15 protein-coding genes are annotated in these 18,967 nt (G+C 59.4%); 8 read left to right on the top strand and 7 right to left on the bottom strand.

Features of this window, described 5'->3' with window-relative positions; genetic code table 11:
* Positions 1 to 243 precede the first annotated feature (243 nt).
* From fhuA to fhuB, 4 genes are read left to right on the top strand one after another with little or no spacing between them, the layout of a single operon-like run.
* On the top strand, positions 244 to 2,451 hold the full coding sequence (gene fhuA / locus AC6I79_RS15415; protein WP_159377292.1) for a ferrichrome porin FhuA: 2,208 nt from the start codon (positions 244 to 246) through the stop codon (positions 2,449 to 2,451).
* 44 nt (positions 2,452 to 2,495) lie between these two features.
* Entirely contained in the window at positions 2,496 to 3,290 is a 795-nt protein-coding gene (fhuC, locus tag AC6I79_RS15410; RefSeq protein WP_088516628.1) for a Fe3+-hydroxamate ABC transporter ATP-binding protein FhuC, read from the top strand.
* Positions 3,291 to 3,299: 9 nt separating this feature from the next.
* Positions 3,300 to 4,178: a Fe(3+)-hydroxamate ABC transporter substrate-binding protein FhuD gene (gene fhuD / locus AC6I79_RS15405; protein WP_159377291.1), complete on the top strand. Its 879-nt coding sequence runs from the start codon at positions 3,300 to 3,302 to the stop codon at positions 4,176 to 4,178.
* A complete protein-coding gene (gene fhuB / locus AC6I79_RS15400) occupies positions 4,178 to 6,154 on the top strand; it encodes a Fe(3+)-hydroxamate ABC transporter permease FhuB (protein WP_159377290.1) in 1,977 nt (658 codons plus the stop codon). The genes fhuD and fhuB overlap by 1 nt, the downstream gene beginning before the upstream one ends.
* A 35-nt stretch (positions 6,155 to 6,189) precedes the next feature.
* On the opposite strand, the gene hemL is transcribed toward fhuB, so the two are convergent.
* Positions 6,190 to 7,470, bottom strand: a complete 1,281-nt coding sequence (gene hemL / locus AC6I79_RS15395) for a glutamate-1-semialdehyde 2,1-aminomutase (RefSeq protein ID WP_264240920.1) — start codon at positions 7,468 to 7,470, stop codon at positions 6,190 to 6,192.
* A gap of 221 nt (positions 7,471 to 7,691) precedes the next feature.
* Between hemL and erpA the strand changes: the two genes are divergently transcribed.
* The gene (erpA, locus tag AC6I79_RS15390; protein ID WP_021507501.1) at positions 7,692 to 8,039 is read left to right on the top strand and encodes an iron-sulfur cluster insertion protein ErpA; all 348 of its coding nucleotides are present in this window, start codon (positions 7,692 to 7,694) and stop codon (positions 8,037 to 8,039) included.
* Between the two features lie 33 nt (positions 8,040 to 8,072).
* Here erpA and AC6I79_RS15385 read toward each other — a convergent pair whose 3' ends face one another.
* The 3 genes from AC6I79_RS15385 to mtnN all read right to left on the bottom strand — a co-directional run bounded on the left by AC6I79_RS15385 (position 8,073) and on the right by mtnN (position 9,928).
* Positions 8,073 to 8,324, bottom strand: coding sequence for a hypothetical protein (locus AC6I79_RS15385; RefSeq protein ID WP_058780468.1), 252 nt, complete (start codon positions 8,322 to 8,324; stop codon positions 8,073 to 8,075).
* A gap of 106 nt (positions 8,325 to 8,430) precedes the next feature.
* Entirely contained in the window at positions 8,431 to 9,237 is an 807-nt protein-coding gene (btuF, locus tag AC6I79_RS15380) for a vitamin B12 ABC transporter substrate-binding protein BtuF (RefSeq protein WP_104094028.1), read from the bottom strand.
* Positions 9,230 to 9,928 (bottom strand): 5'-methylthioadenosine/S-adenosylhomocysteine nucleosidase, encoded by a 699-nt coding sequence (gene mtnN, locus AC6I79_RS15375; RefSeq protein ID WP_021507498.1) that lies wholly within the window; start codon positions 9,926 to 9,928, stop codon positions 9,230 to 9,232. The genes btuF and mtnN overlap by 8 nt, the downstream gene beginning before the upstream one ends.
* A gap of 98 nt (positions 9,929 to 10,026) precedes the next feature.
* Here mtnN and dgt point away from each other — a divergent pair, with 98 nt between their 5' ends.
* The 3 genes from dgt (at position 10,027) to AC6I79_RS15360 (ending at position 14,454) form a co-directional block, all read left to right on the top strand.
* Entirely contained in the window at positions 10,027 to 11,520 is a 1,494-nt protein-coding gene (dgt, locus tag AC6I79_RS15370) for a dGTPase (protein ID WP_058770587.1), read from the top strand.
* Between the two features lie 136 nt (positions 11,521 to 11,656).
* On the top strand, positions 11,657 to 13,096 hold the full coding sequence (gene degP, locus AC6I79_RS15365) for a serine endoprotease DegP (RefSeq protein ID WP_058759526.1): 1,440 nt from the start codon (positions 11,657 to 11,659) through the stop codon (positions 13,094 to 13,096).
* Between the two features lie 200 nt (positions 13,097 to 13,296).
* A complete protein-coding gene (locus tag AC6I79_RS15360) occupies positions 13,297 to 14,454 on the top strand; it encodes a CdaR family transcriptional regulator (RefSeq protein WP_021507495.1) in 1,158 nt (385 codons plus the stop codon).
* Between the two features lie 38 nt (positions 14,455 to 14,492).
* Here AC6I79_RS15360 and AC6I79_RS15355 read toward each other — a convergent pair whose 3' ends face one another.
* The 3 genes from AC6I79_RS15355 to glnD all read right to left on the bottom strand — a co-directional run bounded on the left by AC6I79_RS15355 (position 14,493) and on the right by glnD (position 18,831).
* Positions 14,493 to 14,885 (bottom strand): DUF3461 family protein, encoded by a 393-nt coding sequence (locus AC6I79_RS15355; protein ID WP_010616197.1) that lies wholly within the window; start codon positions 14,883 to 14,885, stop codon positions 14,493 to 14,495.
* 294 nt (positions 14,886 to 15,179) lie between these two features.
* Positions 15,180 to 16,004: a 2,3,4,5-tetrahydropyridine-2,6-dicarboxylate N-succinyltransferase gene (gene dapD / locus AC6I79_RS15350; RefSeq protein ID WP_021507493.1), complete on the bottom strand. Its 825-nt coding sequence runs from the start codon at positions 16,002 to 16,004 to the stop codon at positions 15,180 to 15,182.
* Positions 16,005 to 16,176: 172 nt separating this feature from the next.
* A complete protein-coding gene (glnD, locus tag AC6I79_RS15345) occupies positions 16,177 to 18,831 on the bottom strand; it encodes a bifunctional uridylyltransferase/uridylyl-removing protein GlnD (protein WP_498027363.1) in 2,655 nt (884 codons plus the stop codon).
* Positions 18,832 to 18,967: the final 136 nt, after the last annotated feature.

The raw sequence follows: 18,967 nt of genomic DNA, 5'->3' as shown, positions 1-18,967 counted from the left end.
GCGGCGCTCCAGCCTGAGTCTTGCATAAAAGCTGAATTTAACTCCCTCTGGCGCTGCGGCGCCTTTTTCTTTGCCCGCCATTTTTTTAGCCGCGATCATGGATATGTGCGATCCGCTGGCAAACTCACCGCCAGCAGGCATTACATCTTGCGGTGCTTGCCGGGTTTCGCCTAAAATCCGTGCGTCTAATAATCATTCTCGTTTCCATTCGCCTGCATTGTTCTATTTTCATGAGATCCCACTATGAATGCGCGAAACACTTTTCCTTGTTCTCTGCGCGCGGTGACCACCCGTCGACCGCTCGCGTTATTGATTTCCCTGACTCTGGGCACACTCAGCATGCAGGCGCTGGCCGAAGATACCGTGGTAGTGACGGCTGATGGCGGCAGCGGCGTCGCGCAGGAGAGCGCATGGGGACCATCGCCGACCATCGCCGCTAAACACAGCGCGACCGGCACCAAAACCGATACGCCAATCGAGAAGAATCCGCAGTCGGTGTCGGTGGTGACGCAGGAAGAGATGTCAATGCATGCGGTGACCAGCGTCAAAGGTGCGTTCAATTACACGCCAGGCGTGCTGACCGGTAACCGCGGCAGCTCGGACGTTATCGACGCGCTGTCGATTCGCGGCTTCAGCGAAACCAACACCAACCAGTATCTGGATGGCCTGAAGCTACAGGGTGACAACTACTCCGAATTCGCTATCGATCCTTACTTCCTTGAGCGCGCGGAGCTGCTGCGCGGCCCGGTGTCGGTGCTGTACGGTAAGAGCAACCCGGGCGGTGTGGTGTCACTGGTGAGCAAGCGGCCGACCCAGGAGACGCTGCGTGAAGTCCAGTTCCAGATGGGCACCGACAACCTGTTCTCCACCGGCTTCGATTTTGGCGGCTCACTGGATGATGACGGTGTTTACAGCTATCGCCTGACCGGCCTGGCGCGCAGCGCCGATGCGCAACAGGAGATGAACAAAGAGAAGCGCTATACCCTTGCGCCTTCGTTCAGCTGGCGTCCCGATGCCAATACCCGCTTTGACCTGCTGACCTACTTCCAGAACGAACCGGAAACCGGCTATTACGGCTGGCTGCCGCGCGAAGGCACCGTGGTGGGCATCACCCGGCCGGACGGCAGCAGCTATAAGCTGCCCACCAATTTCGATGAAGGCGAAGACAGCAATAAGATCTCGCGCAACACCAAAATGGTTGGCTACAACTTTGAGCACAGCTTTAACGACACCTGGACGGTGCGCCAGAATCTGCGCTATGCCGAAATGCAGACCGATTATCGCAGTATTTATGGCTTCGGTTATGACCCTGAGAATCAACTGATTACCCGCAATGCCGCATTCTCAAAAGAAAAACTCAACCAGTTTGCCGTGGATACGCAAGCGCAGGCTAAATTCGCAACCGGTGATTTAGCCCATACGTTACTGCTGGGCGTCGATTTTCAGCGCACCCGTAACGATATTGATGGTCAGTTCGGCACCGCCACCGGCCTGAGTCCATTCAATCCGCAATATGGCAACGACAGCTACACCCCTTATGACGATCCTTATCAGCGTTTGAACCAGCAACGCCAGACCGGTCTGTACGCGCAGGATCAAATGGAGTGGAACCGCTGGGTGCTGACGCTCGGTGGCCGCTACGACTACGCGATGAATTCCGTTACCGACCGCGTAGCGCAGAGCGTAGATCGCCAGAACGATCAGGCCTTTACCTGGCGTGGAGGTGTTAACTATGTGTTCGATAATGGCATTGCACCTTATTTCAGTTACAGCGAAGCGTTTATTCCTAATGCTGGCGCAACATGGGGCGGCGAAGCGTTTGATCCGTCACGCGCTAAACAATATGAAGCGGGCGTAAAATACGTTCCCAAAGATCGTCCGATTGTCATGACGGCGGCGGTCTATCAGCTGACCAAAACGAAGAACCTGACGGCCGATCCCGATGCAAGCCATCAATTTGCCAGCGTGCAAAGCGGTGAAATTCGCTCACGCGGCGTCGAGCTGGAAGCCAAAGCGGCGCTTAACGCCAACATCAACCTGACGGCGGCTTACTCTTATACCGATGCGGAGTACACCGAAGACACCTTGCTGAAAGGCCGTACGCCGGTGCAGGTGCCGAAGCACATGGCTTCGCTGTGGGGCGATTACACCTTCCACGAAACCGCACTGTCGGGCTTCACCGTGGGCGCCGGAGTGCGCTACGTGGGTGAAAGCAAAGGCCTGTACGCCAGCGGCGCAAATGCCAACCAGAACTTTGACGTCGCCGCCTACACCACTGTAGATGCCGCACTGAAGTACGATCTGGGCCGCTTCGGCTTGCCGGGCTCAACCGTCGGCGTCAACATCAACAACCTGTTCGATCGCGAATACGTTGCCAGCTGCTACCGCGACTACGCCTGCTACTGGGGCGCAGAGCGCCAGATCGTCGGTACCGCCACCTTCCGCTTCTGATACTGAACACAGGGCGCTGCGGCGCCCGTTAACCAGGGATTATCATGCAGCATCCGCACCACGCAGAAACCACCTTTTCACTGGAAAACGTCAGCTTCCGTGTGCCCGGCCGCACGCTGCTGCATCCGCTGTCGCTGACTTTCGCCCCGGGCAAAGTTACCGCGCTGATCGGGCATAACGGTTCCGGTAAATCCACGCTGCTGAAGATGCTCGGTCGTCACCATGCCGCCAGCGAAGGGCGCGTGATGCTGAACGGTGAGGCGGTTGATACCTGGAGCAGTAAAGCTTTTGCACGTCAGGTAGCCTATCTGCCGCAGCAGCTGCCCGCGGCGGAGGGCATGACGGTACGCGAGCTGGTGGCGATTGGGCGCTATCCGTGGCACGGTGCGCTGGGGCGCTACGGCCAGGAAGATCGCGATCGGGTAGACGAGGCGATTGCGCTGGTTGGACTGAAACCCTTCGCCGGGCGGCTGGTGGACAGCCTGTCCGGCGGCGAGCGGCAGCGTGCGTGGCTGGCGATGCTGGTGGCGCAGAACAGCCGCTGTCTGCTGCTGGACGAACCCACGTCGGCGCTGGATATCGCCCATCAGGTTGATGTGCTGGCGCTGATTCAGCGCCTCAGCCACGAACGCGGCCTGACGGTGATAGCGGTACTGCACGATCTCAACATGGCGGCTCGCTACTGTGACCGGCTGGTGGCGCTGCGCGCGGGCGAAGTGATCGCGCAAGGCGGACCGGAAGCGATTATGCAGGCCGGGGTGCTGGGTGATATTTATGGCATTCCGATGGGCATTCTGCCGCATCCGCAGGGCGGCGCGCCCGTCAGCTTTGTCTACTGAGGCCTCGTGATGTTCGACCTTTCCCGTCGCCGTCTGCTGACCGCGCTGGCGCTCTCACCGCTGATGAACCTTGCACCGCTGCGCGCCGCGCCGCCGGACAGCCAGCGCATCCTGGCGCTGGAGTGGCTGCCGGTGGAGCTGCTGATGGCGCTCGGCGTCGCCCCGCTCGGCGTGGCCGATCTGCACAACTACGCCATCTGGGTGGGTGACCCGGTCTTGCCGGCCGGCACCCTCGATCTCGGCTTACGCACCGAACCCAATCTGGAACTGATGACCCAGCTGGCACCGTCGCTGATCCTGCACTCCAACGGTTACGGCCCGGCGGTCGATAAGCTGGAGCGCATTGCGCCGACGATGGGCTTTGACCTCAACAGCGGCGATGGCAAACCGTTCACCACCGCGCGCACATCGCTGCATGCGCTGGGTGCCCGGCTTGGCCTTGAAGCGCAGGCACAGGCCCATTTGCACTGGGTGGATGGTGAAGTGGCTGCCGCGCGTGAGCGGTTACGTCCGTGGGCGCAGCGTCCGCTGCTGCTGATGTCGCTGATGGATCCGCGTCACGCCATTACCTTCGGTAAAGGCAGCCTGTTCCTCGAGGTGATGGAGCAGCTTGGCCTGCGCAATGCCTGGCAGGGCGAAACCAACTTCTGGGGCAGTGCGGTGGTCGGGCTGGAGCGGCTGGCGGAGGTCGGTGACGTTGAGGTGATCTGCTTCGATCACGATAACGAACGCGATATGCAGCAGGTGACGCAAAGCGCACTGTGGCAGGCGCTGCCGTTTGTCCGTTCCGGCCGTTTCCGGCGGGTGCCGGCGGTGTGGTACTACGGCGCCACTTACTCAGCCATCAAATTTATTCGCGTGCTGGAACACGCGCTGGAGTCGCACTGATGCGCAACCGTCTGTTTCCCGTCGCGCTGCTCAGCGTGCTCAGTTTACTGGCGCTGGCGCTCACGTTTATCAACCTGCGCCAGGCGCTGCCGCTGGCGCAGTGGCAGCAGGCGATGTTCGCGCCGGATATCGATAACATCCGTCAGGTGGTGTTCCACTACAGCCTGCTGTCGCGGCTGGCGCTGGCGCTGCTGGTCGGAGCCGGACTTGGCCTCGCGGGCCTGCTGTTTCAGCAGGTGCTGCGCAATCCGCTGGCGGAGCCGACCACGCTGGGCGTCTCGTCCGGCGCGCAGCTTGGCCTGACCGTCGCCACCCTGTGGCAGCTGCCGGGCGGGGAGCTGACGCAGCAGTTTGCCGCGATGGGCGGGGCGGTGCTGGTCGGCGTGCTGGTGTTTGGCATCGCCTGGGGCAAGCGTCTGTCGCCGGTGACGCTGATCCTCGCCGGTCTGGTACTGAGCCTGTATGCCGGCGCGGTTAATCAAATCTTTGCCATCTTCAATCACGATCAGCTGCAAAACATGTTTCTGTGGAGCACCGGCGCGCTGAACCAGCTCGACGGCCGCAACGTGGCGCTGCTGTGGCCGCGCCTGCTGCTGGCGTTCGCACTGGCGCTGGCGCTGTTGCGTCCGCTGACGTTGATGGGGCTGGATGATGGCGTGGCAAAAAACCTCGGTCTGGCGCTGTCGGCGGCGCGCATTGCCGCGCTGGCGCTGGCGATCCTGCTCAGTGCGCAGCTGGTTAACGTCGCCGGCATCATCGGCTTTATCGGGCTGTTCGCGCCGCTGCTGGCGAAGATGCTGGGGGCGCGTCGTCTGCTTAGCCGCTTGCTGCTGGCGCCGCTGATTGGCGCACTGCTGCTGTGGCTGGCCGATCAGTGCGTGCTGTGGCTGACCGCGCACTGGCGTGAAGTGTCAACCGGAACGGCTACCGCGCTGATTGGCGTGCCGATTCTGCTGTGGCTGCTGCCGCGTCTGCGCACGGGCTCGCTGCCGCCGGCGATGAATGCCGGCGACACAGTGCCGCAGGAGCGGCAGGCCGTGCTGCGCTGGTGCCTGGCGGGCGTGATGATTCTGGCGCTGTGCAGTCTGGCAGGCATTGCGTTTGGACGCGACGCACACGGCTGGACGTGGGTCAGCGGCGACATGCTGCAACAGCTGCTGCCGTGGCGCGTGCCGCGCGTGCTGGCGGCGCTGGTGGTCGGCACGATGCTGGGCGTCGCCGGGGTGCTGATTCAGCGCCTGACCGGTAATCCAATGGCCAGTCCGGAAGTGCTGGGCATCAGCTCCGGAGCGGCCTGCGGGGTGGTGGTTATGCTGTTCTTTGTGCCTGGTAACGCGGTCGCCTGGCTGCTGCCTGCCGGCGTGCTGGGTGCCGCGCTGACGCTGCTGGTGATTATGCTGGTGGCCAGCCGCGGCGGTTTTGCACCGGAACGCATGCTGCTGGCCGGAATGGCGCTGAACAGTGCGTTCGTCACGTTACTGATGGTGTTGCTGGCGAGCGGCGATCCGCGCATGGCCGGGCTGCTGAGCTGGATTTCCGGTTCGACGTATAACATCTCAATGACGCAGGCGCTGCAGAGTGCTGTCGTGGGCATGATACTGGTGGCGCTGGCACCGCTGGCCAGCCGCTGGCTGACGCTGCTGCCGCTCGGCAGTGCCACGGCGCGCTCAGCCGGCATGGCGCTGAACCGATCGCGCTTCAGCCTGCTGTTGCTGGCGGCTGCGCTGACCGCCACCGCGACGCTCACTATCGGTCCGCTGAGTTTTATTGGCCTGATGGCGCCGCACATTGTGCGCATGCTCGGCTTCCGTCGCGCGCTGCCGCAATTGCTGATGGCTGGCCTGCTCGGCGGGTGCCTGCTGGTGTTCGCCGACTGGTGCGGCCGCATGCTGGCCTTCCCGGATCAAATCCCGGCGGGCCTGATGGCGACCTTCTTCGGCGCGCCGTATTTTATCTGGCTGCTAAGGCGCGCTTAGTGAAGCGGGGCGCTATGAATGGCGCCCCGGCAGGTTTACAGCTGCGCGAAGCAGCGGCGGGCGGCATCGACGGTGCGCTGAATATCTTCCTGGCTGTGCGCCAGTGACATAAAGCCGGCCTCATAGGCCGATGGCGCGAGGTAAACACCTTCCTGCAGCATCAGATGGAAGAAACGCTTAAAGCGCTCCACATCGCACTTTGTCACGTCGGCGTAGCAGGTCACGCTGTCGGCGTCGGTGAAGAAAATACCGAACATGCCACCGACGTGGTTCACCACCAGCGGGATATTTTCCGCCTCCGCCGCCGCCAGCAGGCCAGCACACAGCTGGTCGGTGAGCGCGGTTAAGGTCGCATGGGTGCCAGGCTGCGCAATCTGCGTCAGGCAGGCAAAACCGGCAGCCATGGCAATCGGGTTGCCGGACAGCGTACCCGCCTGATATACCGGGCCGGTGGGCGCCAGCGCGGCCATCACTTCGCGGCGGCCGCCAAAGGCACCAACCGGCATACCGCCGCCGATGATCTTGCCGAGGCAGGTCAGGTCTGGCGTAACGTCGTAATAGGACTGGGCACCGCCCAGCGCCACGCGGAAGCCGGTCATCACTTCATCGATAATCAGCAGCGCGCCAAACTCATCGCACAGCGCACGCAGGCCCGGCAGGAATTCCGGCTGCGGCGGGATGCAGTTCATGTTGCCTGCCACCGGTTCGACGATAATACAGGCGATCTCTTGCGGATACTGCTCAAACGCCGCGCGCACCGAGTCGAGATCGTTATAGGTGCAGGTCAGGGTGTGACGGGCGAAATCCGCCGGCACGCCCGGCGAGTTGGGCTGGCCGAGCGTCAGCGCACCGGAACCGGCTTTCACCAGCAGGCAGTCAGCGTGGCCGTGGTAGCAGCCCTCAAATTTGATGATTTTGTCACGCTGGGTGAAACCGCGCGCCAGGCGGATGGCGCTCATGGTGGCTTCGGTGCCGGAGTTAACCATCCGCACCATATCCATGCTCGGCACCAGCTCGCACACCAGCTCGGCCATTTTCACTTCCATCTCGGTCGGCGCGCCAAAACTCAGGCCGCGCGCGGCGGCTTCGATCACCGCATTGCGAATGGTGGCGTTATTGTGGCCCAGCACCATCGGTCCCCAGGAGCCGACGTAATCGATATAGGCTTTGCCATCGGCATCATACAGATAGGCACCGTCGGCGCGTTCGATGAACAGCGGCACGCCGCCCACGCCGGTAAAGGCACGCACCGGGGAGTTCACGCCGCCCGGGATCAGGCGTTGTGCTTCGGCATACAGGTTTTCTGACTTACTCATGGTTCGGCTCCTGCTGTTCTGGAAAAAATCTGGCGCCATTCTACGGAAGAGCGGCCGGTGAAGAAAGGCGCGCGGCCGCTTGCGCCTGCGACATTGCTATACTTTATGCCATAACTGGCGGCACACAGTGTCAAGGGCGCTACTTGATTGCACTGGACGGCTGGCAGATAATAGCGTAATTGAGGTCGTTTTCTGACCTGGACGTTTACCCGGAGTAAAAGATGAGTGACGACGTAGCCGCGCTGCCTCTGCAGTTCACCGATGCAGCAGCGAAAAAAGTAAAAAACCTGATTGCGGATGAAGAGAATCCGGCGCTGAAACTGCGCGTATATATCACCGGCGGGGGCTGCAGTGGCTTCCAGTATGGTTTTACTTTTGACGATCAAATGAATGACGGCGACATGACCATCGAGAAGCAGGGTGTGGCGCTGGTAGTTGACCCGATGAGCCTGCAGTATCTGGTGGGCGGATCGGTTGACTACACCGAAGGTCTGGAAGGTTCCCGCTTTATCGTGACCAATCCCAACGCCAAAACCACCTGCGGCTGCGGCTCCTCTTTCAGCATCTGATGCTGGGCTGGCTGCCGTTCTGGCAGCCATCATTTACCACTCAATCGTCACTAAGCGAGCCGTTTCACGGCGCATCGCATCGCGGTTCAATACGCTTTGTGTCACGCGCGGCTGCGCGCTGAAATGCCGGCCGCAGTCAACAGACGGCAGCGTCTGCTCACTCGGGCGTGAAATATCGCAGCGGGAGAAAATCGTTAGCGAGACGGCGATAGAGCCCGTGGTGGTTGCCGCACCGATCGGTGCAGCCACGATCAGCCCTATGGCCAGCAGCAGCGCTCTGGTCATGGTGAAATCCTGGTGATGTCAAAAGTGCGCTATGCGCTAAAAGGGCACAGAGCATACGTGGCCGCTGTGCCTTGTTATTTGATTTTCGACATGAATCGTCGAATCTTTAGTCTGGTAATGCTTTATTTTTCGTCGGATGTAAAGCTTCGCACAATTGTTTTGCCGCCAGCAGCAGGCGCGGACCCGGCCGGCTCAGCCAGTCATCGTTAAGCGCAATCACCGGCACGTTAAGCTGCGGCTGCCAGAAGCGCGCGACGCTGGCGGCGCGGCTGGCATCACCGCCAGTGACAATCGCCTGCGGGTGCCGCGTCAGCACCTGCTCCCGGCTCACCTGAGGCCAGCTCACGCTGCTGTCAGCAAAGATATTGCGACCGCCGCACAGGGTGATGACCTCATTCTGCAGCGTGCTGCGCGCGGCGGTAAACAGCGGCTGCTGGCCAAACTGCAGAAACAGCGGCACCGGCGTTTGCTGCTGATAGCGCTGACGCAGCGTCTGCAGCTGCTGGTGTAACGCCTGTGCGGCCGCTTTGGCCCGCTGGGGCTGTGGGCTCCAGCGCTGCAGCGCCGCCAGCGCGTCAATCATCTGGTCGAGTGATTGCGGATCGATCCATTCCACATGGATGCCCAGACGCTGCAGCTGCTCCACCTGGCGCAGCGGATTGCCGCCGCGCCAGGCCAGTACCACATCCGGTCTGAGCTGCACAATGCGTTCAACGCGAATGCCCTGCCAGTTTGCCACCTGCTCCAGCTGGCGAGCAGCGGCGGGATAGTCTGACCAGGCGCTCACCGCCACCGGCGTGATGCCGGCGGCAAACGCCAGTTCAGTGAGATGCGGCGACAGGGTAATGACGCGCGGTGCGGCCAGCAGGCTGTGGCACAGCAGCCACAGCCCGAGCAGCAGATATTTAGCCACGCGCCAGCTGAGCCAGCAGGTTTTCCACCATCAGCGACGACTGTTTAGCCGCCACGCTGAGGAACTCTTCGAAACTCAGATGCGACGCTTTATCGGCCACGTCAGAAATAGCGCGTACCACCACGAACGGCACCTTAAATTGATGGCAAACGTGACCAATCGCCGTGGCTTCCATCTCTACCGCAATCGCCTGCGGGAAGGTGCTGCGGATACGCTCCAGCGGTGCGGCGCCATTAATAAAGGCGTCACCGCTGACCACCAGACCGCGCACCGCGTTGAGATCCAGCTGTTTGATCACCTGCTCTGCGGCGGCAATCAGCGCGCTGTCCGCGACAAACGCCGCCGGGCAGCCCGCCATCTGACCAGGCTCATAGCCAAAAGCGGTGACATCGGCATCGTGATAACGCACTTCATCGGACACCACGATATCGCCCACCTGCAATGTTGGCGCCAGACCGCCTGCGGAACCGGTGTTGATCACCAGATCCGGTTTGCACAGCTCCAGCAGCAGCGTGGTACCCAGCGCCGCCGCGGTTTTGCCGATGCCCGATTTCAGCAGAGCCACCTCAACGCCGTTGAGCGTACCGGTGTAAATTTCGCAGCCGGCCAGCGTCAGCGTCTGACGGTTTTCAATTTTGTCACGCAGCAGTGTGACTTCCTGCTCCATCGCGCCAATAATGCCTGCTTTCATAAAGAATCTCGCTGTAGTTATGGATGTATAAGGCTAAAGTGAGGCATAGTCTAACATGGCTCAATGGGGATCAATTCAGGAAAAAATAAGGGGTAACAATGGCGACGATCAATTTCAGGAAGAAGATCAGTTTCACCCGCCCTTATACCAGTCGCAAAGATCCCGAAGGCGAATACTTTATTACCCGCCACTTTGAAAGCGATCGTGGACGCATTATTAATTCTGCCGCGATTCGCCGTCTGCAACAAAAAACCCAGGTGTTTCCGCTGGAGCGGAATGCGGCCGTGCGCTCGCGCCTGACCCATTCGCTTGAGGTGCAGCAAACCGGGCGTTACATCACCAAAGAGATTCTGCATACGCTGAAAACCCAGGGCGGCGGGCTGGCGGCTTACGGCCTCGATGGCTTTGAGGGCGCGGTCGAGAGCCTGGTGGAGATGGCCTGCCTGCTGCACGACGTCGGCAACCCGCCGTTTGGCCATTTTGGTGAAGCGGCGATCAATGACTGGTTTGATGACAACCTGCCGGCCGAACTGGTGGATCCGCTGGTGGCGGGCGTGGCGGATGACGCGCAGCGTGCCGATTTCGACCGGTTAAATGCAATGATTCGTCAGGATTTGTGCCATTTCGAAGGGAATGCGCAGGCCATTCGGCTGGTGCATACCCTGCTGCAGCTAAATCTTAGCTATGCGCAGGTAGCGTGTATTTTAAAATACACCGCGCCGGCGTGGTGGCAGGGCGATAAGCCGGCGGAGTTCAGCGTATTAATGAAAAAGCCGGGTTTCTATTTATCCGAACGTGAATATGTGGCCGATCTTCGCGCGGCAACGGATATACCTGAGCACCATCGTTATCCGCTGACCTGGATAATGGAAGCGGCTGACGATATCTCCTATTGTATTGCCGACCTTGATGACGCCGTAGAAAAAGACATCTTCACCGTCGATACGCTCTATCATTCTTTGCTCAACGCCTGGGGTCCGGTGAAACCCGGCGACGCGTTCAGCCGCACCATTAATGAAGCGTGGAAAGAGGCCAATCAGAAAAAGCGCCGCAGTATTAGCGATCAATTTTTCATGTCGCTGCGGGTCAACGTCCAGAGCGTGCTGGTCAGCCATGCGGTGCGCCGCTTTGTTGATAATTTACCTGCCATTTTTGCCGGCAGCTTTAACCATGCGCTGCTGGAAGATGACGGTGATGAAGGGCGTCTGTTAAAATTATTTAAAACTGTGGCGCGCCAGCAGGTGTTTAATCACCCTGAAGTTGAGCAGCTGGAATTACAGGGTTATCGGGTCATTAAAGGATTACTGGAAATTTATCAATCGCTGATGCAGCTCGATTATGAACAGTTTACCACGTTAATGAATGAGGATTTTCTCGCGAAACATCCGATCGAAACCCGACTGTTTCATAAACTTTCCGGTAAACATCGTAAAGCTTATCAGCAACAGATGCGTAACCTGGTGGTGCAGCATAAATATCAGCGATTGTTATGGGAACGTTATTATCGCTCGCGGCTGATTCAGGACTATATCAGCGGGATGACGGACAATTACGCCTGGGATGAGTATCGTCGGTTGATGGCGGTGGAATAAGCGCAGTTTTGTAAAGACGAAGAATAAATTTTTACCTTTGCCCAATACTTTATCAGGAACTTCGCGCTAAAAACTTAATCTCATCATCACGACCACAGCAATGGTCTGCACGTTAATTTCAGAGAGACACAGACGAATGAAAAAAAGCACATTAATGTTAAGTGCGCTGGCGCTTAGTCTGGGCATGGCGTTAAGCCCTGTCAGTGTTTTCGCGGCGGAGACAGCGTCTTCCTCCAGTCAGCAACTGCCCAGCCTGGCACCCATGCTGGAAAAAGTGATGCCTTCCGTGGTCAGTATCAGCGTGGAAGGCAGCACCACGGTGAAAACCCCGCGCATGCCGCAGCAGTTCCAGCAATTCTTTGGCGATAATTCCCCGTTCTGTCAGGACGGATCGCCGTTCCAGGGTTCACCCATGTGCCAGGGCGGCGGCGGTGACGGTAGCGACGATGGCGCCAACGCGCAGAAGCAGCAGTTCCGCGCGCTCGGTTCCGGCGTAATCATCAACGCCGACAAAGGCTATGTGGTTACCAACAACCACGTGGTGGATAACGCCACCAAAATTCAGGTACAACTGAGCGATGGCCGTCGCTACGATGCTAAGGTCATCGGCAAAGATCCGCAGTCTGACATCGCGCTGATTCAGCTGCAGGATGCGAAAAACCTGACGGCAATTAAGATCGCAGACTCCGACAATCTGCGCGTCGGTGATTACACCGTGGCCATCGGTAACCCGTACGGCCTGGGCGAAACGGTCACGTCCGGCATCGTCTCGGCGCTGGGGCGCAGCGGCCTTAACGTCGAAAATTACGAAAACTTTATCCAGACCGATGCCGCCATCAACCGCGGCAACTCCGGCGGTGCGCTGGTTAACCTGAACGGCGAGCTGATCGGTATTAACACCGCGATCCTCGCACCGGACGGTGGCAACATCGGTATCGGCTTTGCCATCCCGAGTTCCATGGTGAAAAACCTGACCGCGCAGATGGTGGAGTATGGCCAGGTGAAACGCGGCGAGCTGGGCATTATGGGCACCGAGCTCAACTCCGAGCTGGCTAAAGCGATGAAAGTGGATGCGCAGCGCGGCGCCTTTGTCAGCCAGGTGCTGCCAAACTCCGCGGCGGCGAAAGCCGGCGTGAAAGCGGGCGATGTGGTGGTCTCTATGAACGGTAAAGCGCTGACCAGCTTTGCGGCGCTGCGTGCGGAAGTCGGCTCGCTGCCGGTCGGCACCAAACTGCAGCTGGGCCTGCTGCGCGACGGCAAACCGCTCAACGTGACGGTTGAGCTGCAGCAGAGCTCACAGGATAAAGTGCAGTCCGCGACGATTTACACCGGCATTGAAGGCGCCGATCTCAGCAACGTCGACAGCAACGGCCAGAAGGGCGTGCGCGTTGACAGCGTGAAAGCCGGCAGCGCAGCGGCACGTATCGGCCTGAAGAAAGGCGATGTGATCCTCGGTGTGAACCAGCAGGCGGTAAGCAACCTTGGCGAGCTGCGTAAAATCCTCGACACCAAACCGTCGGTGCTGGCGCTCAACGTCAAGCGCGGCGACAGCAGCCTCTATCTGCTGATGCAGTAATCCTTTTATTGGTCTCTCAGGCGAGCTTCGGCTCGCCTTTTTATTGCCTGTATGCTGCTGCGCCCCCAGTCATCTGTGCCTTCCCAGTGTGACCGCTGCCGCAATTCCGGTAATCGCCCTGCGGCTATGTGCAGTTGCACAATGCCAGGGGGAATCGGGATGCGTATTCTGTCGGTTCGTCCCGAATTCTGGAGTGTTTGATGGCCACCTATCATCTTGATGCGCGACTGGCTCAGGATATCGTTGCCCGCACCATGAAAATTATCGACAGCAATGTCAATGTGATGGATGCGCGCGGCCGCATTATTGGCAGTGGCGATCGCGAGCGTATTGGCGAATTGCACGAGGGCGCGCTGCTGGTGCTGTCACAGGGCAGGGTGGTTGATATTGACGAAGCGGTGGCTAAACACCTGCACGGCGTGCGGCCGGGCATCAATTTACCGCTGCGCATTGACGGCGACATCGTCGGCGTGATTGGCCTCACCGGCCAGCCCAGCACGTTACGCCATTACGGCGAGCTGGTGTGCATGACGGCAGAGATGATGCTGGAACAGGCGCGCCTGCTGCATATGCTGGCGCAGGACAGCCGCCTGCGTGAGGAGCTGGTGCTGAACCTGATCCGCAGCGATACGCTGTCGCCAGCGCTGAACGAATGGGCGCAGCGACTGGGCATCGATCTCAATCAGCCGCGCGTGGTGGCGGTGGTGGAAGTGGACAGCGGACAGCTGGGGGTCGACAGCGCGATGTCGGAACTGCAGCAATTACAGACGCTGCTGACCACGCCCGATCGCGACAACCTGATCGCCATTGTTTCGCTCACCGAAATGGTGGTGCTGAAGCCAGCGCTGAATGCCCATGGCCGTTACGATCAGGACGATCATCGCCGCCGCGTCGATCAACTGCTGCAGCGCATGAAAGAGAGCGGTCAGGTGCGGATGCGCATCGCGCTCGGCAATTTCTTTACCGGGCCCGGCAGCATTGCGCGCTCTTACCGCACCGCCCGCACCACCATGATGGTGGGCAAACAGCGCATGCCGCAGCAGCGGAGCTTCTTCTATCAGGATCTGGTGCTGCCGGTGCTGCTGGATAGCCTGCGCGGCGGCTGGCAGGCCAGCGAGCTGGCACGTCCGCTGGCTAAGCTGAAGAGCATGGACAATAACGGTTTGCTGCGGCGCACGCTGGTTGCGTGGTTCAGTCATAACGTGCAGCCGAGCGCCACAGCGCGCGCGCTGTTTATTCATCGCAATACGCTGGAGTACCGCCTGAACCGCATCTCGGAACTGACCGGCCTTAATCTGGCGAACTTTGACGATCGGCTGCTGCTGTATGTGGCGCTGCAGCTTGATGAGCAGGCATAAAAAAGGCCAGCAGCGGCTGGCCTGAGAAGCGGCGGGAATTAGCGACCGTTGCGGGTCAGCTGATCGAGATCGGATTCGATTTCCGCGATTTTGTTCGACACCACGTTCTCCAGATGGCGCAGATCGGCGAGGATTTTGCGCTTCAGATCCACCTCTACCTGATCGCGCTGGCAGATCTGATCCAGTTCGTCGATCACGTAACGCAGGTTAGGGCTGATTTCCTGAATCTCTTTATAACCCTGGGTGGTGTGATCGGCCACCACGGTTTTGCGCTGACGCGGGTATTTAAACTTCACGCTTTTGGCGAAGAACTCGCCCTTGTCTTTGCGGAAGTAGATTTTCAGGATGTCGTTGTTGGCTTCCTGACGCAGGCTGTAGCGGTCAATGTCTTCAGGATTGCTGATACCTAAGCTTTTCAGGTTGTCGTACATAGCGTTTATATTCCATCTGAGAGTGAGTGAGCGCGCAGGATTATCATCATCATTCGGCTGCGTAATAAGCGCAACGAACCGAACGCTTACGGCATACTTAATCAACTGTAGACACAAAAACCGGGATGAACAGTGCGCGACCGGAGTTAACTGGCGCGGATTATGACCTGTTTGAAAAACAAACGCACCTGTTAATTCGCGGCGCGAAACAGGTAATAGCGGCAGGAGTGTAAAGAAAAAATGACGGGCCTGAATACAGGCCCGTGGGTATAAAAATACGCGGGAAGAAAAAACTTAATCGATGGTACGCAGCAGTTCGTTGATGCCGGTTTTTGCCAGCGTTTTCGCGTCGACTTTCTTCACGATCACCGCACAGTACAGGCTGTAGCTACCGTCTTTAGACGGCAGGTTACCGGAAACCACCACCGAACCCGCCGGTACGCGGCCGTAGTGCACTTCACCGGTTTCGCGGTCATAAATTTTGGTGCTCTGGCCGATGTAAACGCCCATAGAGATCACCGAACCTTCTTCGACGATCACGCCTTCAACGATCTCGGAACGGGCACCGATAAAGCAGTTATCTTCGATGATGGTTGGATTGGCCTGCAGCGGTTCCAGTACGCCGCCGATGCCGACGCCGCCGGACAGGTGCACGTTTTTACCAATCTGCGCACAGGAGCCGACGGTGGCCCAGGTGTCAACCATGGTGCCTTCATCGACATACGCACCGATGTTGACATAGGACGGCATCAGCACGGTGTTGCGCGCGATGAATGCACCCTGACGCACTGCGGCCGGTGGCACGACGCGGAAGCCGGCGCTTTTAAAGCGCGCTTCATCCCAGCCGGCAAATTTCATCGGCACTTTGTCGTAGAAGCGGGTCTCTGCCCCGTCGATCACCTGGTTGTCGTTGATACGGAACGACAGCAGTACCGCTTTTTTCAGCCACTGATGCGTTACCCATTCGCCGTTGATCTTTTCTGACACGCGCAGTTCACCGCTGTCCAGCAGGCCAATCACCTGGTTGATCGCTTCACGGGTGGCGCTGTCCACGCTGGTCGGCGTAATGTCGGCGCGGCGTTCAAAGGCAGATTCGATAACGCTCTGTAACTGTTGCATATTTAATTCCTGAGTCTGTCATTGCGGATGCACGCCAGCTGGCGTGCAGAGTAAAATTATCAGGCAAACATCCTTCATGCTGCAGAACGGTGGCGCGCCTATCGGAGCGAGATCCACGGATGGGCCGGGTCACCAGGCCAATGCATCGGCAACGTGAAGAATGGAAGCCGGGTCACATTTTATCGTTTGGATTAAGTACCTCTGTCAACCGTTGTTGCAGCACGGAGCGCATTTCGGCATCCAGCGCACGTCGTTCGCTGTTGGCAAGGATGAACAAATCCTCCACCCGTTCGCCGATGGTACTGATGCGGGCGCCGTGCAGCGAAACGCCGAGGTCAGCAAACACTTCGCCCACGCGCGCCAGCAAACCTGGCTGGTCCAGCGCCACCAGCTCCAGATAGCTGCGGCGGTCGGTATGGGTGGGCAAAAAGTTGACTTCGGTATCGACGCTGAAGTGTTTCAGACGTGACGACGGCCGGCGCGTACGCGGTGGCACCCACTGCGTTTGCGTGATCGCCTGCTCCAGCGCCTGGATAATCAGCGGATGGCGATCTGCTGCCAGCGGACTGCCGTCCGGCTCCAGCACAATAAAGGTGTCCATGGCCATACCGTCGCGGCTGGTAAAGATCTGCGCATCGTGCACGCTCAGATTACGGCGGTCGAGCTCTCCGGCTACGGCGGCAAACAGGTAAGGGCGATCCGGGCTCCAGATGAAGATCTCGGTGCCGCCGCGCGTAGCCTGCGGGCTTACCAGCACCAGCGGTTTGCTAAGGTCATGATTGATCAGATGCCGCGCGTGCCACGCCAGCTGGTTGGGCGTATGGCGCAGGAAGTAGTCGGCACGGCAGCGGCTCCAGATATGGTGCAGGCGCTCTTCGTTGAGATTTTCCATGCGCAGCAGCGCCAGCGCCTGCAGCCGGTGATGACGCACGCGCTCGCGCAGATCCGGGCTGTTCTCCATACCGCGGCGCAGCTGTTTTTCGGTGGCGAAGAACAGTTCACGTAGCAGGCTCTGTTTCCAGCTGTTCCACAGGCTTTCATTGGTAGCGCAGATGTCGGCAACTGTCAGGCAGGCCAGATAGCGCAGCCGGTTTTCATTTTGCATCACTTCAGCAAACTGCTGAATCACCGTGGGATCCTGAATGTCGCGACGCTGAGCAGTCACCGACATCAGCAGGTGATGACGCACCAGCCACGCCACCAGCTGCATTTCGCGCGAATTGAGGCCATGCAGCTCAGCAAAGTCCAGCGCATCCTGCGCGCCGAGAATCGAGTGGTCACCACCGCGCCCTTTGGCGATATCGTGCAGCAGCGCGGCCATCAGCAGCAGCTCCGGCTGCGGCAGACGCGGCCACAGCTCGACGCACAGCGGGTGCATCGGGCGCGTGGCTTCGTCGGCAAAACTTTCCAGCTTCTGCAACACGCGGATGGTGTGCTCATCCACGGTGTAGGCGTGAAACAGGTCGAACTGCATCTGGCCGACAATGTTGCCCCACAGCGGCGTATAGGCCCACAGTACGCTGTGGCGATGCATCGGCAGCAGCGCGCGCTTTACCGCGCCTGGATGGCGCAGAATCGCCATAAAGGTGCGGCGCGCTTCGGGGATCTGACACAGCGGCTGTTGCAGATGACGGCGGGCGTAGCGCAGCTGGCGCAGCGTGGTGGAATAGATGCCGGTGATGGTTTCGTTACGCACCATCACGTAAAACATGCGCAGAATCGCCTGCGGCTCGCGCTCAAACAGCGTGGGATCGCGCAGGTCGATCAGATTACCGCGCAGCTGAAAATCCTCATCGATGCTGCGCGGCTTCTCGGTGGTCGACAGCGCCAGAATGGCTTCGTCAAACAGCTGCAGCAGCATCTGGTTCAGCTCGCCGATACGGCGCGTGACGCGATAGAAATCCTTCATCATGCGCTCAACCGGCTCATTGCCTTCGCCGCCATAGTTGAGGCGCTGTGCCACGTTGAGCTGGCGATCGAACAGTAAGCGGTTATCGTAGCGCGGCAGCGTCAGGTGCAGCGCGAAACGGATGCGCCAGAGAAATTCCTGGCACTCATTGATCTCATTGCGCTCTGCTTCAGTGAGAAAGCCAAAACCGACCATCTCATCCATGGTGGTGGCGCCAAAGTGGCGGCGCGCGACCCACTGCAGAGTATGAATGTCGCGCAGCCCGCCCGGGCTACTTTTGATATCCGGTTCGAGGTTGTAGCTGGTGCCGTGATAACGCTGATGGCGTTCCAGCTGCTCCTCAATTTTGGCGGCGAAGAAGCATGACGACGGCCAGAAACCGTCGCTGAAGATATTCTTTTGCAGTTCGAGAAACAGCGCCACGTCGCCGGTCAGCATGCGAGACTCAATCAGGTTGGTGGCGACGGTGAGATCCGACAAGCCCTCCAGCAGACACTCTTCCAGCGTACGTACGCTGTGGCCGACCTCCAGCTTGAGATCCCACATCAGCGTCAGCAGTTCTGAGGTGCGCTGCGCGGCAGCTTCGTCCAGTGGCTGACGGCTCAGGATCAGCACGTCGATGTCCGACAGCGGATGCAGCTCGCCGCGGCCATAGCCGCCCACCGCCACCAGCGCGATCTCTTTCATCTGGTCAAAGCCAAACAGCCGCCACAGCCGGCGCAGCAGGCGATCGATAAACAGCGTGCGCGCATCAATCAGCGATTCAATATCGCTGCCGGCGTCAAAAGCGCTGCCCAGATGCTGCTGGAACTGTTCAAGATACTGTTTGAGTTTGTCGCGCGTCAGCGCGTCGTCTGGCCAGCTGGCGGGGGAATCGGTCAGGCCTTTGTGTACTGCTTCGGTCACGCTACCACTCATCAACATGCCTCTTCTGCGCCATAAAAAGCGGGCTTAACGCCGTGATGCCGTTCAGTTAGCCACCGTCCGTGACATCACCGCAGTAGCGGCGCGGGTTAACGCGCAACTGATGGCGCCGCTACGGGAGGTGCAGGGA

It is taken from the genome of gamma proteobacterium symbiont of Scutellera amethystina, from assembly GCF_059730845.1.
This window is presented reverse-complemented; position numbering and strand designations above follow the sequence as displayed.